The 18,066-nt window shown below is 30.1% G+C and carries 12 protein-coding genes; 4 read left to right on the top strand and 8 right to left on the bottom strand.

Features of this window, described 5'->3' with window-relative positions; all coding sequences use genetic code 11:
• Positions 1 to 44: 44 nt before the first annotated feature.
• The 5 genes from Q0776_RS14855 to Q0776_RS14875 all read right to left on the bottom strand — a co-directional run bounded on the left by Q0776_RS14855 (position 45) and on the right by Q0776_RS14875 (position 5,331).
• Entirely contained in the window at positions 45 to 1,850 is a 1,806-nt protein-coding gene (locus Q0776_RS14855; RefSeq protein ID WP_298369896.1) for a hypothetical protein, read from the bottom strand.
• A gap of 170 nt (positions 1,851 to 2,020) precedes the next feature.
• Entirely contained in the window at positions 2,021 to 2,743 is a 723-nt protein-coding gene (locus tag Q0776_RS14860; protein WP_298369899.1) for a head GIN domain-containing protein, read from the bottom strand.
• Positions 2,744 to 2,837: 94 nt separating this feature from the next.
• Positions 2,838 to 4,589: a PspC domain-containing protein gene (locus Q0776_RS14865; protein ID WP_298369901.1), complete on the bottom strand. Its 1,752-nt coding sequence runs from the start codon at positions 4,587 to 4,589 to the stop codon at positions 2,838 to 2,840.
• The gene (locus Q0776_RS14870; protein WP_298369903.1) at positions 4,586 to 4,927 is read right to left on the bottom strand and encodes a PadR family transcriptional regulator; all 342 of its coding nucleotides are present in this window, start codon (positions 4,925 to 4,927) and stop codon (positions 4,586 to 4,588) included. The genes Q0776_RS14865 and Q0776_RS14870 overlap by 4 nt, the downstream gene beginning before the upstream one ends.
• Positions 4,928 to 4,959: 32 nt before the next feature.
• On the bottom strand, positions 4,960 to 5,331 hold the full coding sequence (locus Q0776_RS14875) for a DUF4870 domain-containing protein (protein WP_298369905.1): 372 nt from the start codon (positions 5,329 to 5,331) through the stop codon (positions 4,960 to 4,962).
• Between the two features lie 154 nt (positions 5,332 to 5,485).
• Between Q0776_RS14875 and Q0776_RS14880 the strand changes: the two genes are divergently transcribed.
• A complete protein-coding gene (locus Q0776_RS14880) occupies positions 5,486 to 5,950 on the top strand; it encodes a DUF4442 domain-containing protein (protein ID WP_298369908.1) in 465 nt (154 codons plus the stop codon).
• 10 nt (positions 5,951 to 5,960) lie between these two features.
• Positions 5,961 to 6,761 (top strand): TIGR00266 family protein, encoded by an 801-nt coding sequence (locus Q0776_RS14885; RefSeq protein WP_298369911.1) that lies wholly within the window; start codon positions 5,961 to 5,963, stop codon positions 6,759 to 6,761.
• Positions 6,762 to 6,826: 65 nt separating this feature from the next.
• Here Q0776_RS14885 and Q0776_RS14890 read toward each other — a convergent pair whose 3' ends face one another.
• The 3 genes from Q0776_RS14890 to Q0776_RS14900 all read right to left on the bottom strand — a co-directional run bounded on the left by Q0776_RS14890 (position 6,827) and on the right by Q0776_RS14900 (position 9,783).
• The gene (locus Q0776_RS14890) at positions 6,827 to 7,462 is read right to left on the bottom strand and encodes a hypothetical protein (protein ID WP_298369914.1); all 636 of its coding nucleotides are present in this window, start codon (positions 7,460 to 7,462) and stop codon (positions 6,827 to 6,829) included.
• A gap of 3 nt (positions 7,463 to 7,465) precedes the next feature.
• Positions 7,466 to 7,960: a sigma-70 family RNA polymerase sigma factor gene (locus Q0776_RS14895; RefSeq protein ID WP_298369916.1), complete on the bottom strand. Its 495-nt coding sequence runs from the start codon at positions 7,958 to 7,960 to the stop codon at positions 7,466 to 7,468.
• Between the two features lie 173 nt (positions 7,961 to 8,133).
• Positions 8,134 to 9,783, bottom strand: coding sequence for a Zn-dependent hydrolase (locus Q0776_RS14900; RefSeq protein WP_298369919.1), 1,650 nt, complete (start codon positions 9,781 to 9,783; stop codon positions 8,134 to 8,136).
• 370 nt (positions 9,784 to 10,153) lie between these two features.
• Between Q0776_RS14900 and Q0776_RS14905 the strand changes: the two genes are divergently transcribed.
• Together Q0776_RS14905 and Q0776_RS14910 are read left to right on the top strand one after the other, a co-directional pair.
• A complete protein-coding gene (locus Q0776_RS14905; RefSeq protein ID WP_298369921.1) occupies positions 10,154 to 17,110 on the top strand; it encodes a BspA family leucine-rich repeat surface protein in 6,957 nt (2,318 codons plus the stop codon).
• A gap of 10 nt (positions 17,111 to 17,120) precedes the next feature.
• Positions 17,121 to 18,044, top strand: a complete 924-nt coding sequence (locus Q0776_RS14910; protein WP_298369924.1) for a type IX secretion system membrane protein PorP/SprF — start codon at positions 17,121 to 17,123, stop codon at positions 18,042 to 18,044.
• The last annotated feature ends 22 nt before the right edge of the window (positions 18,045 to 18,066 follow it).

The raw sequence follows: 18,066 nt of genomic DNA on the forward strand, positions 1-18,066 counted from the left end.
TAAATTATAAAAAAAAACACTGCCAATTGGCAGTGTTTTTTGTTTTAAGCTTTTTCAAATATTGGAATTTGAATATTAACTAACTCATTTTTAAGTTTATCTAATTCTAAACTTAAGGCAGAGTTACTAATTTCAAAATAATTTTTTGTACAAGAAAATAATTCCTCATAGTATGCAATTCCATCTTTCAAATTATTTTTAAAAGTGGTTAAATATTTTTCATTTTTTAAAGTAAGTGTATCTTTAAACTCGTTTACTTTATTTGAAAAATAATCGATATACATAGATAATTCTTTAATAAACATATGAGGTCTATGATTTACATCAATTACATTATTTTTTCCGTAAATATGACCCACCATTTCTTTTAAAGATACTTCTTTTGTATAATAAGCCATATTTGGACCAGGACAAATTGCAACTCCTTGATCTTCTCCTTTTCTTTCAACACCATAGGCAATTAATGAAGAATTAGATAAACCTTCGCACAAACACGTTTTATCTGTAATTAGTTTAAACTTGTTTTCGTATGTTTCTTCATCTAAATTTTGAGCTTTAAGCTCTTCAATTTTTTGAGTTTGCATTTTTTTAGAAGCAGTACAAATTGGTTTTCCATTTTCGTCCAAGCTAAGTGCTAAGAATTTTTTAGGACAAGGACTTCCAGGTTTACCAGCTTTAATTTTAGCATTTCTAATATTGTCATTAGAACTACCTTTTAAACTGTTAAAAGGAACTCCTAAAGGAGAAACATTACTTAAAAATAAATCCTTTTCTTTAGCTTTAATTAAAGTTTGTAATGTATCTGGTTCAACTGTAGTTGCCTCAGGAACTAATAGAAAGGGTGTTCCCCAACCAATGGAATCTACATTGTAGTTATCCATTAAAAACTCATGTTCTTTAGAATTTCCTACACCTCCTTGCACAGTTATACTTAAATTTAAATCACTTGGTATTTCTTTTCCTGAATTTTCTAAAGCACTTTTAAGAATGCTAAATACATCTTGCTTAAGTGTTTCTTTGTTGTTTTTAAATTCCTCTAAAATAGGACCTATTAAAAAACCATCTGAGGCAAAAGCATGACCTCCACAATTTAACCCAGATTCAATTCTATATTCGGAAACCCATAAGCCTTTTTTAGCCAAAAATTTACCTTGGATAATTGCAGATCTGTAATCACTTACTTTTAATATTATTTTCTTTTTTAAATAGCCATCTTTTCTTGGGAAAAAATCATTGAATTTTTCGAAATAACTATATAATCTAGGGTTCATTCCTGCAGATAGAATTATAGATGATTCTAAATTACTATTTGCAAAACCTCTTAATGCGGCATGTGCATCGTTATATTCAGAAGAAAGTTTTTCTTTTCCTTTGTAATTTGCTTTGTCAAGCTTGGTCATAATGTTAACATCAATGCTACCTGGTTTTAGGTTGTTTTCAATCCATTGATGTACTTCATCTTTAACTTTGTTATTATGAAAAGTATGAGTAAAGTTTTGTTTTAATTCAGAAAAATCTGGAAGCATTTCAATGTATTTTTCAAACTCACTACTTTTATCTTCAAAACTTTTTTTAAGATCTTCAAATTTTCGCTTTACAATAGAGTCTACTGTGTTCAAATAAGATGTAATTCTTTTAGCTCTATAGTCATCAGCCTTATTAGAAATGGCTTTATATGGAAGCTCAAATTTGGATGAGTAATACTCATTCATTTTTTCAATAATAACATCATCAACAATTGAAATAACAGAAGAAATACCATACTTGGCCACTTTTATTGGACTATCTAAAGTAAAAGATAATCCCATAACTGGTATGTGGAAAGTATGAGAATTATTTTTATCAGACATATTTTATATATTTTTAATTGATATCTATATCAGTTAGTGTGTGCAAAAATAGTTAACTAATTGCTAATAATACTGATAGTTGTCATTATTTAACTAAAATATTGTGATATAACAAAAAGTCAGTTCAACTAGTTGAACTGACTTTTACAATTTAAATATATAAATTGGAATTAGCTACCCGATACACTTCCTCCTGAAGAGGTGTTTTTATTTACATCTTTGGGGTTTCCTTCATAGTCAATATCTCCGCCACTGCTTGCTTTTGCAGTTAATATTCCTGTTACATTTACATCTATGTTTGCACCACTACTTGCTTTTACAGTGGCATCAATTGTTTTTAAGTCATCTGCGTTTATAGAGCTACCACTGCTTGCACTACACGATAGTATTTTAGATTTACCATTTACTCTTATGTTTGCCCCACTAGAGGATTCTGTTGTTACTTTTTCGGCATTAACATAAATTTTCATTGAACTTCCACTACTTGCATCTAGCTCTAAAGCATTTGATTGTAGTGTGTTTTCTGATATAACGGAAGATCCACTAGAAGCTTTTATTTTTTTAATATCGTTAGTACTTAAATAAACATTTCGAGCTTTTGCTTTGTACACATTTTTTTCAAAATATATTTTTAATTGATTATTTTGAATTTCGGTTCTTAGCAAATCAATTATGTTTTCGTCTGCTTCAACTTTTAGACTAGTTGAATTATCTTGGGTTATTAATAATCGTATACCTTGTTGAACCTTTATTTCATCAAAATTTGAACTAATTGCTCTTTCTTCGGAAACAACATTTCTATTTCCTTTAATTCCGGTCATACCATCAATAAAACAAGAAGTTGTTGAAATTAATAGAATGACTACCGCTGCTAATTTGGTTAATGTTTTCATTGTTTAGTTATTTAATTTGTTCAAATATATTTTCATTTAATCGTATTTGTAAATTTATTTGGACAAACTGTTAATATTTGGTTATGAACTGTAATTATTTAATTTTCATACCGTTTTTACCAATTTTTATTTCTGCTGCATCATCACCATCTTTTACTTTAATTTCCACTCCATTTTTATCAATATTTAGTTTAAAATGTTCGTTTTCTTTTTTAAAGCTGTCACTAAAAATACTAGGATCACAGTCTAAACATTCTAAACCATCTTCGGTCATTTTAAAATAGTTCTTTGGCAAATCTCTATCATAAATATTCTGAATATTTTCCACATCATCCAAAAATGTTCGAGTAGAATTATCTAAATAAATTACGCTGTTAATAGGTAAATAAACTGTAATGTCAATTAACTGTTCTTTAATTATATTTTTAAAATCACTTAGAAAATAACCGTTTAATAGTAAATCTTTGTTTGTTAAGTTAAATTGGTATTCAATTGATTCGGCATTATTATTGGCACTTAACCTACTTTTTCCAGAAGATTCTTTTCTAATTTTTATAAATGCATTCGACTTGTCTGTAGGTCTTACATCAACATTTATTCTAGAAGAATATAATTTTTTAACATCATTGTCATAAACAGTTTCAAAATTATAGCGTCTTCGAAGTTCTTCGTTATTCGATAAATTTTCATTATCAATCATTTTAATACGAATGGTATCATTTGCAATAATTGGTAGTTCCTCTGTTTTATTATGCACTCCTTCTGTGGCATTTTGGGCGGCAAAATTAATACCTGCAAAACCGAGCCCTAAAATTGAGATAATCCATACACCTAACAATGATAATTTGGTTGTAGTACTAAGAGATTTTGTATTACTTGTTAAAATTTTTAAACCTAAAATAAACAGTACTACAAATGGAATTCCTATGGCTATGAATGCAAATAGAATTAACAACCAAGCAGGTATAATGGAATCGAAAAAGAAAGGTGGATAGTGTATAAAATCATCACCAAAACCTAATATTTCGTAACTTCCAACAGAAAATGCTCCTATTATTAAACCAATTAAAGTTGCTGCAGCAATAAAAATTAATAGAGCTCCAATTATTTTTCCTAAAACTTTAAAAAGTGTTATTATAATAGTACCTAGGGTATCTAATATTTCTTGAAAACCTGATTTTGTTTTGCTACCTACTTTTTTTTTAAAATCAGAGTTTTTTACTTTTTCAGAAACATCATTAACACCGTCTTTTACACGCGATGTAACTTCATTAAATTCTTCTCTAATTTTTTTTTCAATATTGCTTATGTTTACTGGTTCACCTTTCATTTGTAATTTTTCAGCTGTAGTCTCAGCTGCTGGTAATAAAATCCAAAGTAAAATGTAAATTGGGATTCCTGTTCCAAAACCTGCAACTACTAATACTATCCATAAAATACGAATCCAAATAGCATCAATTCCAAAGTAATGCCCTAAACCTGATGAAACACCACCTAAAAATTTATCTTCACCATCTCTAAATAGTTTTTTAGAAGAGGATTTATGGCCATATTTTGGTTCATCTTCAAAAATTTCTTCATCAACTAAATAATCTTCTGGTTTACCCATTATTTTAGTTATTTCATCGATATCTGTTTCGTTAACAACTTGGCGTGTATCTTTAACTCTTTCTGAAAGTAATTCGCCAATGCGATGTTCTATATCATTTAATATTTCATCTCTTCCTTGCGGATCATCGCTTAAAGATCGTCTAATGGCATCTAAATATAGTTTCAGCTTTTGATAAGCAATTTCATCAATATGAAAGAAGACGCCTCCTAAATTTATATTTATTGTTTTGTTCATTTTTCAGTTGGTTTATTGGAAGTTACTAAGTTTACTGCTTCAACAAGTTCGCTCCAGGTTGTACTTAATTCTTTTAAAAATAATTTTCCGGTTTCGGTTAAAGCATAATATTTTCTTGGCGGTCCCGATGTAGATTCTTCCCATCTATAACTTAATAATCCGGCATTTTTTAGTCGAGTTAATAAAGGATAAATGGTGCCTTCAACCACCAGTAATTTGGCATCTTTCAGCTGCGAAAGTATTTCAGAAGTATATGCATCACCATGTTGTAAAATGGATAATATGCAAAATTCTAAAACTCCTTTTCGCATTTGCGCTTTTGTGTTTTCTATCTTCATGTGTTGAGATTTATTATATTAAAAGCTAATTGCTATTTTATAAAATTTATGGTGAAAGGATAATGATATTCTTCCCCATTATTTGCTCTAATACTGGCGCTAATTATTAAAATGAATTTTAAAATTATTGCGGGTATTATTCCTAATACAATTGCAATTAACCCTAGGCCTAAAGTTAAAATTGCAATAGGTACAATTAATATTGCTAATAAAAAACAATAAACAAGTATGCTTAATTGAAAGTTTACAGCTGATTTTCCATGAGCATCTATATATGTACTTTCATTTTTCTTTGCAGCCCATAAAACGAGTGGAGCTATAATGTTTCCAAACGGAAATAGCCAACCTGCGAAGCCACTTAAATGAGTTATTGAACTGTAATTTTTATCGTTTTGAGTTATCATGATTTAAAGTATATAGTAATATCTTATGCAAATATATAAATAAAAGAAGGTAGTATGCAACACATAGTACTGTAATTTAACATAATATTAACAAAAATTTGTTTTTTGAACTAATTTTTTTTTAAGTAACTTGTTTGCTTGTTAAATTGGAGAAATGGAAGTTAATGTAAAAAATATGAATAGGTTTTTAATGTTTAAGTTACCATCTGCTTACATATGTGGGGTTAAATTAAAAGAACTCGATAATAAGAAAGCGGTGGTATCAGTTAAACATAGATGGATTAATCAAAATCCTTTTAGTTCCATGTATTTTGCTGTTCAATCGATGGCGGCAGAATTAACTACTGGGTCTATTGTAATAAAAAAAATAAGAGAATCTGGCGAAAAAATTTCAATGTTAGTTACTAACCATAATGGAAGCTTTACTAAAAAAGCTGTTGGACGAATAAATTTTATATGTAATGATGGAAAATTAATTGATGAAGCATTAAAAAGAACTATTGAAACTGGAGAAGGACAAACTATTATTATGAAATCTGTTGGAATTGATGAGGAAGGGGATCAGGTTTCTCAGTATGAATTTGAATGGAGTATTAAACTAAAAAAGAAAATTAATTAAACTAAAAAATATGAATGCACATGAAATAGATTTTCACATACATGGTGAAGAAATGCAATATGTTGAAATTGAATTAGATCCGCAAGAAGGCGTTGTAGCAGAATCAGGAAGTTTTATGATGATGACTGACGGAATTAAAATGGATACAATTTTTGGAGATGGATCAAACCAAGATGAAGGAATTTTAGGAAAACTTTTTTCGGCGGGTAAAAGATTGTTAACAGGAGAAAGTTTATTTATGACTGTATTTTCAAATATTGGTCAAGGAAAAAAACACGTTTCTTTTGCCGCTCCATATCCAGGACAAATTATCCCAATAGATTTGAGCGAATTGGGAGGGAAGTTTGTTTGTCAAAAAGATGCATTTTTATGTGCTGCAAAAGGAGTAACTGTTGGAATTGAATTTTCTAAAAAACTTGGAAGAGGATTATTTGGAGGAGAGGGATTTATAATGCAAAAATTAGAGGGAGATGGTTTGGCGTTTGTTCATGCAGGCGGAAATATGTCTAAGAAAGTACTTAAAGAAGGAGAAGTTTTAAAGGTAGATACAGGTTGTGTTGTTGGCTTTACAAAAGATGTTAATTATGATATTGAATTTGTTGGAGGAATAAAAAATACAGTTTTTGGAGGAGAAGGATTATTTTTTGCGACTCTTAAAGGCCCTGGAACAGTTTATGTACAATCTTTACCATTTAGCAGGTTGGCAGGTAGAGTATTAGCCTTAGCGCCAAGAACGGGAAATAAAACAAGAGGAGAGGGAAGTATTCTTGGAGGTATTGGAGATATATTAGATGGAGATAATAGAATTTGAGATTTATATAATATTGAAAAAAAAAAGGATTCTGTTGAGAGCAGAATCCTTTTTTTATTTAAGTTTTATTCCAAAGTTTCTAATTCTGTATAATTTTTACTCAGTTTTCTAAGAAGTATTCCATAAATAATTCTGTAATACAGCCATAGTAAACCAATAATTACAAATAGTGTTACTATTTGAGTAATTAACATAATAGTTAAAAATGTGTCACCTTCAATAGAGGTGTTTTTTGGCATAAGTGCTTCTAACATGATATCAGGATTAGAAAACATAATCATATTAATTACTACCGAAATAACAATATATAATGCCAAATTATAGTAAACATAATAATTAACAGTTTTTCGGGTATTAATTATTTTTTGCATTAACCTGCTTGTTGAATCGATTACACAAATTGATTTGTAATTTTTATAAAATAAATAAATAAAACCTATTACAATAAGATAGTGAGCTCCTTGTGTAATGTATAAAAAGGTTTTAAGGTTAAATTTATCATATATTTCCATATAGCTTTCAGGGATAGCTAAATTTAACAAACTCCAAAAAAGTAGTTCGATAATACAAATAATTAAAATCCATTTTACAATTGAAGAGGATTTTTTATGTATCATTTTATATATATCGTTATACGATAATTCTGGATAATTAGCATTCTGCTTTTTCCAGTCTTTTTTTAATAAATCTAATTCATCCATATTTTACGGATTTAAAATTGTTTTTAAGCGCGTCTTTATTCTATTCATTTTCACTCTTGCATTTACTTCTGAAATACCTAAAGTTTCAGATATTTCTTTGTAATTCTTATCTTCTAGATACAAGAAAATTAAACCTTTATCAATATCTGATAACTGATGTATTGCCTTATACATTAGTTTTAATTGTTCTTCTTCAGTATTGTCATATTCGCTCGATTGTATTTTATGAAGAACCGTATCAAAATCTTGTGTTTTAACAGTTCGCGTTGATTTTCTGTATAATGTAATAGCTGTATTCAATCCAATTCTGTACATCCATGTACTTAGTTTCGAATCACCTCTAAATTTTGGGTATGCTTTCCATAATTGTATAGTTATTTCCTGAAACAAGTCATTGTGTGCATCTTGATTGTTAGTGTAAATCCTACATACTTTATGAATTATATTCTGATGTTGTTGAAATTCAGAAATAAATTTATGTTCAAGTTCTTTATTCACAGGTTAATTTATTTTCAAGTTATAAGTAGTAATTTAATTTGTTTTGTTACAATTAAATTTGAAATTTAAATACATTTAACTTATTTTAATTAAATTTAATTTCAGATATAATGTAAAATACCCCTAAAAAGTTTTGACTTTTTAGGGGTATTTTACATTTGTTAGTATAAAACTTATAACCCTAAAACTTTAATTCCTTGTTCAAAAATAACATCAACAGGAATATTTTGTTGGCTTAATTTATCTAAATCAGTTTGTAAATCAGCAGGGATTTTACCTTTTTCTTCTACTAATTTAAGTACCCCATCATAATCTCCATTTCCTTGCAAGGTTAAAATTACGTTAGATAAATCTTTCATTGCAACTTCCATTTTATCAAAATTTACTTTATAAGTTCCATCTTCATTTTTAGAAAATGCACCTTTTTCTTTAAAGAAATTAAAACGAATCATATTTGCTTTACCATGTGCACTTGAGGCGCCAAAACGAACGGAACGAAAAATACCAGCCATAAAAGTGGTCATGTAATCTTTCATATCTCCATCAATTTCACCTTTTTTGTGCAATTGTTGCACCATGTACAATCCTAGTATATCTGCCTTTCCTTCTTCTAATGCTGAAGCCAATTCTTTTAATGAAGACCTAACTGTACCTTTACCATTGATGGTATTTTTAATACCTAAACCGTGAGCAACTTCATGAAACATTGTATTTGCAAAAAACGCATCAAATTTTATATGTTTACGTTGACTTTCTTCTATTAAAACATTAGAAATTGGAATTAAGATTTTATCGAATTTAGCACGCATCGCATTTTTTAACTGCAAGCGTCTTGATCCATTTTTTAACTGAACTTCTTCGTCATTTGGCAGGTTAATAGCAATGGTTTTACTTCCAGAATTACAGTCACCTGCATAATACACAACATCATATGCATTTAATTCAGAATCAGTTCCTGGTTTTTCTTGTTTATAAGCATCGTCAACTGGTAATCCAACTTGTAATTCTGGTAAAAACTGAGCAAATTTTTCTAGTTTTTTACTCCAAACCATATCTTTAATTAACACATAACCTTCGTGTGAGGCTTTGTTTCCAAATAATTGATCTTCATATGTTTCAATTGGTCCTATTACAATATCTAATCTATTAGTTTTCATTTCCATCCAAGCAAAATCACTTGGTTGGTAATTATCTGTTAAAAATGCTTGAGAACGTAATTCTAAATATTTTTTTAAACTTGCATCCTCAGCTAATTTTGATGCTTCTAATAATAATTTTGAAACTTCTTTTACTTGCGCTTCAAACTGAACTTTGTAAGGAACAACTTTTAAGCTTCCATCTTCATTTCTTCTTATAAAAGTGTATAAACTAGATTTGTTTTCATCTTTAAAAGCTTCAAACTCTTCTTTTGTCATATCAGCAGGATAATAATTGGCTCCTAATGGCTTTGCTCCAATACCTTCAACAAATGATGCATTTCCATTTAACCTATCCCAAGGGCCATAATTAATTTCAGCAAACTTTTTAGTTGCGTCATCTTTAATTTTTGAAAGTAACTCATTTTTATTGCCATAAGCTTCATACCAAAATAACTCATTCATTTTGTTAGCTGCTTGTATTAAAATGGGTAACATTTTACGTTCATTGTCTGATAACACACTTATATCTGAAGTTAATTTAAAAGAAGTGTATTTGTTTAAATTATTACTCATCTCATTGATGTTTTCTTCATGAGTTACTTGTTTTTTAGGTTTTCTAGCCTCTTTTTCTTCTTTGCAAGAAAATAAAACCATAATGGTAAGTAACATTATTAAATTTTTCATTTTTATACTTTTTATTTGTTGCTCAAAAATAAGCTAAAACGTTGGGGAAATCAAATAAGATGGGTTATTTAAGCTACTTAATTAAAGAAGCTAGGAATTATAGTTTGAAGAGTTGATTTTAGATTGCTTAACTGAAAAATACAATTGTGTTACTGAAAAATACATATGTTCATTAAATTTAGGCCAACTTTACTACATTTAACGGGATGTTCGTTTAAATCAATTAAAAATTATTTTTAAAATATTCATTAAGCTAAAATTACTTTTAGAAAGAATAATTTTTAGGAATAGTTTTTTTTAGAACGAACATATTTTTATTGAGTACACAAATAACAAACAATTATTAAATACAACCAAACTATATTTTATTATGAAGAAAATTACTTTATTGATTTTACTATTATTCTTTTTTTATGATGGGTTTTCCCAGAATGAATTTATTACAACTTGGAATGTTAGTGCCGGAGATGTTATTACAATCCCTACAAGTGGAGGAGGGTATAATTATACCGTGGATTGGGGTGATGGAAACGAAATTTCTAATTATACTGGTGATGCTACTCATACAATGGGAGCAAGTCCTAACGGAATAATTAAAATTTCTGGAGATTTTCCTCGAATTTTTTTTAATAATAGCGGTACAGTTAAAGATAAATTATTAACCATAGAACAATGGGGGAGTATAGAATGGACATCCTTCTTCAAGAGTTTTCAAGGTTGTACAAATCTTACGGCTATCAACGCTACAGATGTTCCAGATTTAACAACAAAAAATGTTAAATTTTTAAGCAATGCATTTCAATTTACGGATTTAACAACAGTTAATGATGCTATTAACAATTGGGATGTTTCTGGAGTCGAGAACTTTAATGCCATGTTTGGTGTTTCTAATTTTAATGGGAAAATTGGAGGTTGGATTGTTTCTAGTGGAGATCGATTTGACTGGATGTTTTCTGGCTGTCCAAATTTTAACCAAGATATTAGTGGTTGGGATGTAAGTAATGCAACTTGGATTACAGGAATGTTCAATGCTGCAACTGCTTTTGATCAAGATCTTGGAAGTTGGGATATTAGAGGTGTTGTGGAAGCTTCAAAACTTAATAATTTTTTACAAGGAGCAAAATTATCTAGTGAAAACTACGACAAATTATTAATTGGCTGGAGTAATAGAGGTGGATTGTTAACTGAATTACCTTTTACTTTTAAGGCTGGAGATAGTAATTATTGTAGTGATGAAGCAGAATCTGCTAGACAAAATATTAAAGATACTTATGGATGGGTTTTTCAAGATGCTGGTAAAAGTTGTCCTAAAATTGAAATTCCATTTATTACAAAATGGGATATTAAGGCAAATGATGTTATTACAATTCCATCGACAGGCGCAAGAAATTACACAATAGATTGGGGAGATGGAACTATTGAAACTGGACAAACTGGTAATGCATCTCATACTTATTCTGGCACATATAACCCAGGAGTACTAACAGAGATTAAAATATCTGGACAAATTCCTACAATTATTTTAGGGAATTCAGCTGCTGCAGGTGAAGATAAATTAATATCGATTGAACAATGGGGAACTATGGCTTGGACTACAATGTCTAATAGTTTTGAAAATTGTGTTAGTTTAAAATATATTAATGCAATTGACGTTCCTGATTTAAGTTTAGCTACAGATATTTCAAAAGCATTTAAATTAACCGATTTAAGCGGGGTTACAAATGAATTTAATAATTGGGATGTAAGTTCCATTGAAAAATTTAATAGTGTTTTTACCGAATCTAGTTTTAACGGTGAAATTGGAAACTGGGATGTTTCTAGTGCCACTCATTTTGAATGGATGTTTGCTTCTAATGTCAATTTTAACCAAAACATTGAAAATTGGAATACTTCAAATTGTGTAAGTATGGTTGGTATGTTTAATAACGCTAATGCTTTTGACCAAAATCTTGGAAAATGGGATATTAGAAATGTTACCGATTTTACAAATTTTATAAACGGTAATGATGTTGGTATATCAATTGAGAATTATGATGCATTATTAATTGGTTGGAGTAGATGGGCAGCAGAATTACCTTCTCTTTTGGGGGCAGACAAATTAAAAGTTAAAAATTCATTTTATTGCAATGGATCCAATGCTAGAAATACACTAATTTCAGCTTGGGGCCAATCAATTGTTGATAGTGGTCAAGCGGCAGATTGTTCGGCTTACTCTTTTAACACAACATGGAAAACAACTGCAATCAATGAAACCATTACCATACCAACAAATGGTTCTGGATATAATTATAATATTGATTGGGGTGATGGAAATAGTGAATCTGGTGTAACGGGCGATAAAACACATTTATACGCAGTTGCAGGTGAATATGAAGTTCGTATTTCTGGTGAATTTCCACGAATATTTTTTGATAATTCAGGGGATAAAGACAAAATTATTTCTATTGACCAATGGGGGTCTATAGTTTGGCAATCTATGGAAAGGAGTTTTTACGGTTGTACTAATCTAACAGATATTAATGCAACAGATACTCCAAATTTAACCAATGTAACAAGTATACATAGAATATTTCAAGGAGCAGGACTTACAACAGTGGTTCAGCCAGCATTTAATAATTGGGATGTAAGTAATGTTTCTTTAATGAATACTGCTTTTGCTCAAACTCCAAATTTTAATGGAGATATTAGTAATTGGGATGTAAGTAGTGCTACTCATTTGGGTTATATGTTTTGGGAGGCAAAAAAATTCAATCAAGACATTGGTAATTGGAATGTTGGAAACGTTACTAACATGGCATCAGTTTTTAATGGAGCTACCAATTTCAATCAAGATCTAAGTAGTTGGGATGTTAGTAAAGCTTCAAATATGCTTAATATTTTCAATAATGTGGCATTATCAGTAAAAAACTATGATAACTTATTAATTGGCTGGAGTCAACGTACTTTTGTAAATGGACCGGTAAATAGTTTTAAGGCCAACTTGGCAAAATATTGTAGTGCAAGTGACGAAAGATTAACATTGATAACAAAAATGGGCTTAGTCGATGGAACAAGCTTTGTTGATGGAGGTTTAGATTGTCCATTTATAACAACCTGGAGAACAACTGCAGCAAGTGAGTCTATAACAATTCCTAATGGTTGGAATGGTGGCACATACAATTTTATTGTTGATTGGGGAGATGACAGCCCTTTAGAAACATTTGTAGGTGTAAATGCAACGCATACTTATGATGAACCGGGAGATTATGAAGTTAGTATAACGGGATATTTTCCTCATATTAGGTTTAATAGTGGAGGTGATAAAGATAAACTAATTACAATTGAACAGTGGGGGTCAGGTGATTGGACTTCTTTTGATGGAAGTTTTAAAGGGTGTTCAAATTTAGAAGCAATTAATGCTACTGATGTACCTAATATTATTGGGTCTAACATTTCTATGGTAGGTATATTTGGATTAACTACTAATTTAGCAGTTGTACATGACGCAATAAATGATTGGAATGTTAGTAATGTAACCAATATATCTGGAGCATTTGCAAGTTCTAAGTTTAATGGTAACATTGGGAATTGGAATTTTACAAAGGTGGAATTTATGGATTGGATGTTTTTTAGCAATAGTACATTTAATCAAGATATTTCTGGTTGGAATGTAGAAAGTGTTAAGCAAATGAGCAATATGTTTAGAGGAGCTACATCTTTTGATCAAAATTTAGAAAACTGGGATGTTAGTAATGTTACAACTATGGAAAATATGTTTTTAGATGTTACATTAAGTACAGCTAATTACGATGCTCTATTAATTGGCTGGAATAATTTGTCTAGTTTGCAAAATGGTGTAATATTTAATGCCGGAAATAGCAAATATTGTAGTGCGGCTGCTGAAAGAAAAAGTTTAATGAACGCTCCAAATAATTGGAGTATTAGTGATGGTGGTAGTTTAGCTCCAACTCCAAATTTTACAAGTGATTATGTTTCTGAAGGCTGTATTCCTTTTACAGTTAATTTTAGCGATACTTCTGTTACAAACGGATCTTCAGTTGAAAGTTGGTTGTGGGATTTTGGAGATGGAAATACTTCGACAGATCAAAATCCAACATACACATATAATACTGGCGGTGATTTTGATGTAACACTTACTGTAACTTCGGAAAATGGCTGTACCGATTCTGTTACATTTGAAAACTATATATCTGTAAACCCTTTAAAAGCAAGTTTTACGGAATTAGCAGGGTGTGAAGATCCCGAAACATTACAATTTACAAGTACCTCAATAAATGCTATTTCTTGGGAATGGGATTTTGGTGACGAAAATTCGTCAACAGAGGAAAACCCCGTTCATACATATAATCTAGGAACTGAAATTGAAAAAGATTTTACAATTACTTTAACTGTTCAGAATGCAGAAGTAGGTGGATGTGAAAACACATTTAGTAAAGTTATTACTGTTGGAAAAACACAGCCACCTGTATTTGAGAATATTCCTTCTAATGTTGTAACCGCGAATGATTTAGGAAATTGTGGAGCCAATATAACTTTCGACCCTCCAACAGCTTTTGATAATTGCGGAGATATTACTCCAGAATTAATAAGTGACTTAGGACCTGGAGATTTTTTTCCAATTGGAGTGCACACAGTTACTTATAGAGCAACAGGAGATTCTGAATTGTTTTCAGAAGTAGACATATTGGTTACTGTAAATGACAACGAACCTCCTAGTGTAAGTTGTACAAGTATAACTATTAATTTAGATGCAAATGGTATTGCTAATTTATCACCAAATATGATTGATAATGGTTCAAGTGATAATTGTGGAATTGCCTCTATTTCCGCTTCGCCTACCTTTTTTAATTGTGAAGATGTTGGTGAGAATGAAGTTATATTAACTGTGACAGATATTCATGGGAATTCAAATACTTGTGTTTCAACAGTAACAATTGCAGATAATACTCCTCCAACGGCATTATGTAAAGATATAACCGTTGAGTTAGATGAAAATGGAGAATATGCACTTTCACCGTTAGATTTTGACAACGGGAGTACCGATAATTGTGCACCAGCAGTTTTATCTTATAAAATAGATAATGTATTGCATTTCGATATTTCAAAAAGAACTTTTGATTGTAGTGAAATTGGAACCAAGGATGTTGAGTTTATAGTTTTTGATATTTCAGGAAATAGATCAAATTGTTTTACTTCTGTTACTGTTGTAGACAAAGCTGCTCCAACTATTGTAGCCGATAATTTAAACATTCAATTAAATGAAAGTGGTTTGGCTACTCTAACCATTGAAGATGTAGATAAAGGTTCTTTTGATAATTGTGGGATAAGTTCAAAAACAATTGATAAGAGTAGTTTTTCTTGTTCTGATTTAGGAGAAAATATAGTAACCATAACAGTCACAGACATAAATGGAAATGTTTCCCAAAAGGAAATAATAGTAACCATAGAAGATATTACCAATCCAATTGCAAAAACGAAGGATATAATTTTAGAGCTTGATGCAGATGGAACTGCTACTATAACGGGAGAGGATATTGACAATGGTTCTTATGACGTATGTGGTACAACAACTTTAAGTTTAAATAAAAACACCTTCGATTGTTCAAATATAGGTGCTAATTCAGTGGAATTAACTGTTAAGGATGGTAGTGGAAATGTTGCTAAAAAATCAGCTATTGTAACAATTAAAGATACAACTTCACCTATTGTGGAAACTAATAATATTTTAATTGAACTTGATGAAAATGGAGTAGCTACAATAACTACTTCTCAAATAGATAATGGTTCGTTTGACGTTTGTGGAACAGTTGAATTATCATTGGATAAAGATGCGTTTGATTGCTCAAATATTGGAGATAATACAGTGGTTTTAACTGTTGAAGATATATCAGGAAATAAAGCCACAAAAAATGCAATTGTAACTGTAAAGGATTCTATTAAGCCGTTAGCTAAAACAAAAGATGTTTCTATAGAATTAGGTGCAGATGGAACGGTTGTTTTAAGCGGGGAAGATATTAACAATGGCTCTTCAGATAATTGTAATATAGAATCTTATGTTTTAGATATATCTTCCTTTGATTGCAGTTCAATAGGTAAAAATGTTGTTAATTTAACAGTAACAGATACAAGTGGTAATACATCATCTGCTTCTGCTGAGATTACAATTAAAGATAGTGCTGTTTCAAGTGTAGTTGCTAAAAATATTACATTGGAATTGGATGATAATGAAATCGCTACTATTACAGTTGAAGATATTGACAATGGTTCGAATGATAATTGTGGTATTGCTTCAATGTCTATTGATAAATCATCTTTTGATTGTTCTTCAATTGGAGAAAACACTGTAACATTAACAGTAACAGATATAAACGGAAATGTAGGTAGTACAACAGCCATTGTAACGGTTAAAGAAACAACGGCACCAATAGCTAATTGTACTGCACCATTTACTTTATTATTAGATGAAACAGGAAATGCTTCAATTACAGTGGAAGATATTAATAATGAATCTAGTGATAATTGTGGAATTGCATCAATAACTATAGATAAAGATTCTTTTGATTGTTCCAATTTAGGTGTAAATACAGTAACACTAACAGTTACTGATAAAAGTGGTAACAGTTCCTCTTGTAGCACCTCAGTTACGGTTGAAGATAAAACTTCCCCAATTGTAATAACTAAAGATATTAGTGTTGAGCTAGATTCATCAGGACAAGCGTCAATTGTACCAGAAGATATTAGCGATGGAAGTTTTGATAGTTGTGGAATCGCTTCAATTAATCTTGATAAAACAATTTTTGATTGCCCAATGTTAGGTGACCATGTTGTAACATTAACTGTAATTGATAATGCCGGAAATAGTTCTTTTGAAGAAGCTATAGTAACTTTTAAAGGAGATGATCTAGATTTCGATGGAATTTCAGATGCTTGTGATGATGATGTTGATGGAGATGGTATACCAAATGATATTGATAATTGTAATTCTCAACACAATGCAGACCAAGCAGACATTGATAATAATGGAATAGGAGACGCATGTCAGGGGAAAGTTTATGTACCTAAAAGTTTCTCTCCAAATAACGATGGTATAAACGATGCCTTATTTATTGAAGGGCTTCATAATTATCCAGGAAATCAATTAGAAGTTTATAATAGATGGGGGAATAAGGTATATGCTTCCAAAAATTATCAAAACTATTGGAATGGCGTAGCTCAAGGTGCTAATGTAATTGGAAAAAATGAAAAAGTTCCTGTGGGACCTTATTTTTATGTATTAACTGTTAGAAATCAACTTATTTATAAAGGTTGGATTTATATAAATTATTAAAAAATATTCGATGAAAATTATATCAAAATATATAAGTATAGTACTATTTGTTATTAGTTGTGTTAATGGATATTCTCAACAAGATCCTTTATACACTCAATATTATAACAATTTTAGTTTAATAAATCCTGCTTATGCTGGAAGTCATGGCTATTTTACTGCTGCGGCTAGTATTAGAAGCCAATGGGCTGGAGAAGATGGAGCTCCAAAAACTCAGGCACTTTCAGTTCATGGTGCAACAGGAAAAAATGTAGGTCTAGGATTGTCAATAGTAAACGATAAAGTTTTTGTTTTAAGTGAAAAGCATTTATATGCTGATTTTTCTTATTCAATTAAAGCTTCTGAAAAAGCAACTTTAGCATTCGGAATAAAAGCTGGAGCAAGCTTTTTAGATATTGATTTATTAGAGTTAGAAATTTACAGCGATCCTCTTTTAAATGAAAACATAAACAGAACAAACCCTAATATTGGAATTGGAGCTTTTTATTATACCGATAAGTTTTTCGTAAGTTTATCAACTATAAATTTATTGGAGAATACAAGATATGAAAAAAGAAATGTTGTTACATCTGCTTCAAAAAGTATAGTTACCTATCTTTCTTCAGGGTATGTTTTTGATTTAGGTAAAGAATTTCAATTTAAACCATCTTTTTTAATAAGAGCAATGAATGGAGCTGCATTATCAACAGATATTTCAGCTAGTTTTTTATGGAATAATCTTTTAGAATTAGGGGTTTCTCATAGATTTGATGAATCTGTTTCAGGCTTGTTTCAAATTAGACTTAATGAATTTTTAAAATTAGGTTATACCTATGATGGTTCTACACAAGATATAGGCAACTATACAAACGGAGCTCATGAACTGAGTATAATTGTAAATTTAAACAAAACTTCTAGTAAATATAAAAAACGGAAAGTGCCATTTAATTGGTAACTTTTAAATAAAAAAAGAGCTT

Origin of the sequence: uncultured Lutibacter sp., assembly GCF_947495725.1 — a bacterium.
In the GTDB taxonomy this organism is placed as follows: domain Bacteria; phylum Bacteroidota; class Bacteroidia; order Flavobacteriales; family Flavobacteriaceae; genus Lutibacter.

Excerpts from the sequence above, each read along its gene's own strand:
- Q0776_RS14855 (WP_298369896.1), bottom strand. The coding sequence starts at position 1,850 with ATGTCTGATAAAAATAATTCTCATACTTTCCACATACCAGTTATGGGA.
- Q0776_RS14860 (WP_298369899.1), bottom strand. The coding sequence starts at position 2,743 with ATGAAAACATTAACCAAATTAGCAGCGGTAGTCATTCTATTAATTTCA.
- Q0776_RS14865 (WP_298369901.1), bottom strand. The coding sequence starts at position 4,589 with ATGAACAAAACAATAAATATAAATTTAGGAGGCGTCTTCTTTCATATT.
- Q0776_RS14870 (WP_298369903.1), bottom strand. The coding sequence starts at position 4,927 with ATGAAGATAGAAAACACAAAAGCGCAAATGCGAAAAGGAGTTTTAGAA.
- Q0776_RS14875 (WP_298369905.1), bottom strand. The coding sequence starts at position 5,331 with ATGATAACTCAAAACGATAAAAATTACAGTTCAATAACTCATTTAAGT.
- Q0776_RS14880 (WP_298369908.1), top strand. The coding sequence starts at position 5,486 with ATGGAAGTTAATGTAAAAAATATGAATAGGTTTTTAATGTTTAAGTTA.
- Q0776_RS14885 (WP_298369911.1), top strand. The coding sequence starts at position 5,961 with ATGAATGCACATGAAATAGATTTTCACATACATGGTGAAGAAATGCAA.
- Q0776_RS14890 (WP_298369914.1), bottom strand. The coding sequence starts at position 7,462 with ATGGATGAATTAGATTTATTAAAAAAAGACTGGAAAAAGCAGAATGCT.
- Q0776_RS14900 (WP_298369919.1), bottom strand. The coding sequence starts at position 9,783 with ATGAAAAATTTAATAATGTTACTTACCATTATGGTTTTATTTTCTTGC.
- Q0776_RS14905 (WP_298369921.1), top strand. The coding sequence starts at position 10,154 with ATGAAGAAAATTACTTTATTGATTTTACTATTATTCTTTTTTTATGAT.
- Q0776_RS14910 (WP_298369924.1), top strand. The coding sequence starts at position 17,121 with ATGAAAATTATATCAAAATATATAAGTATAGTACTATTTGTTATTAGT.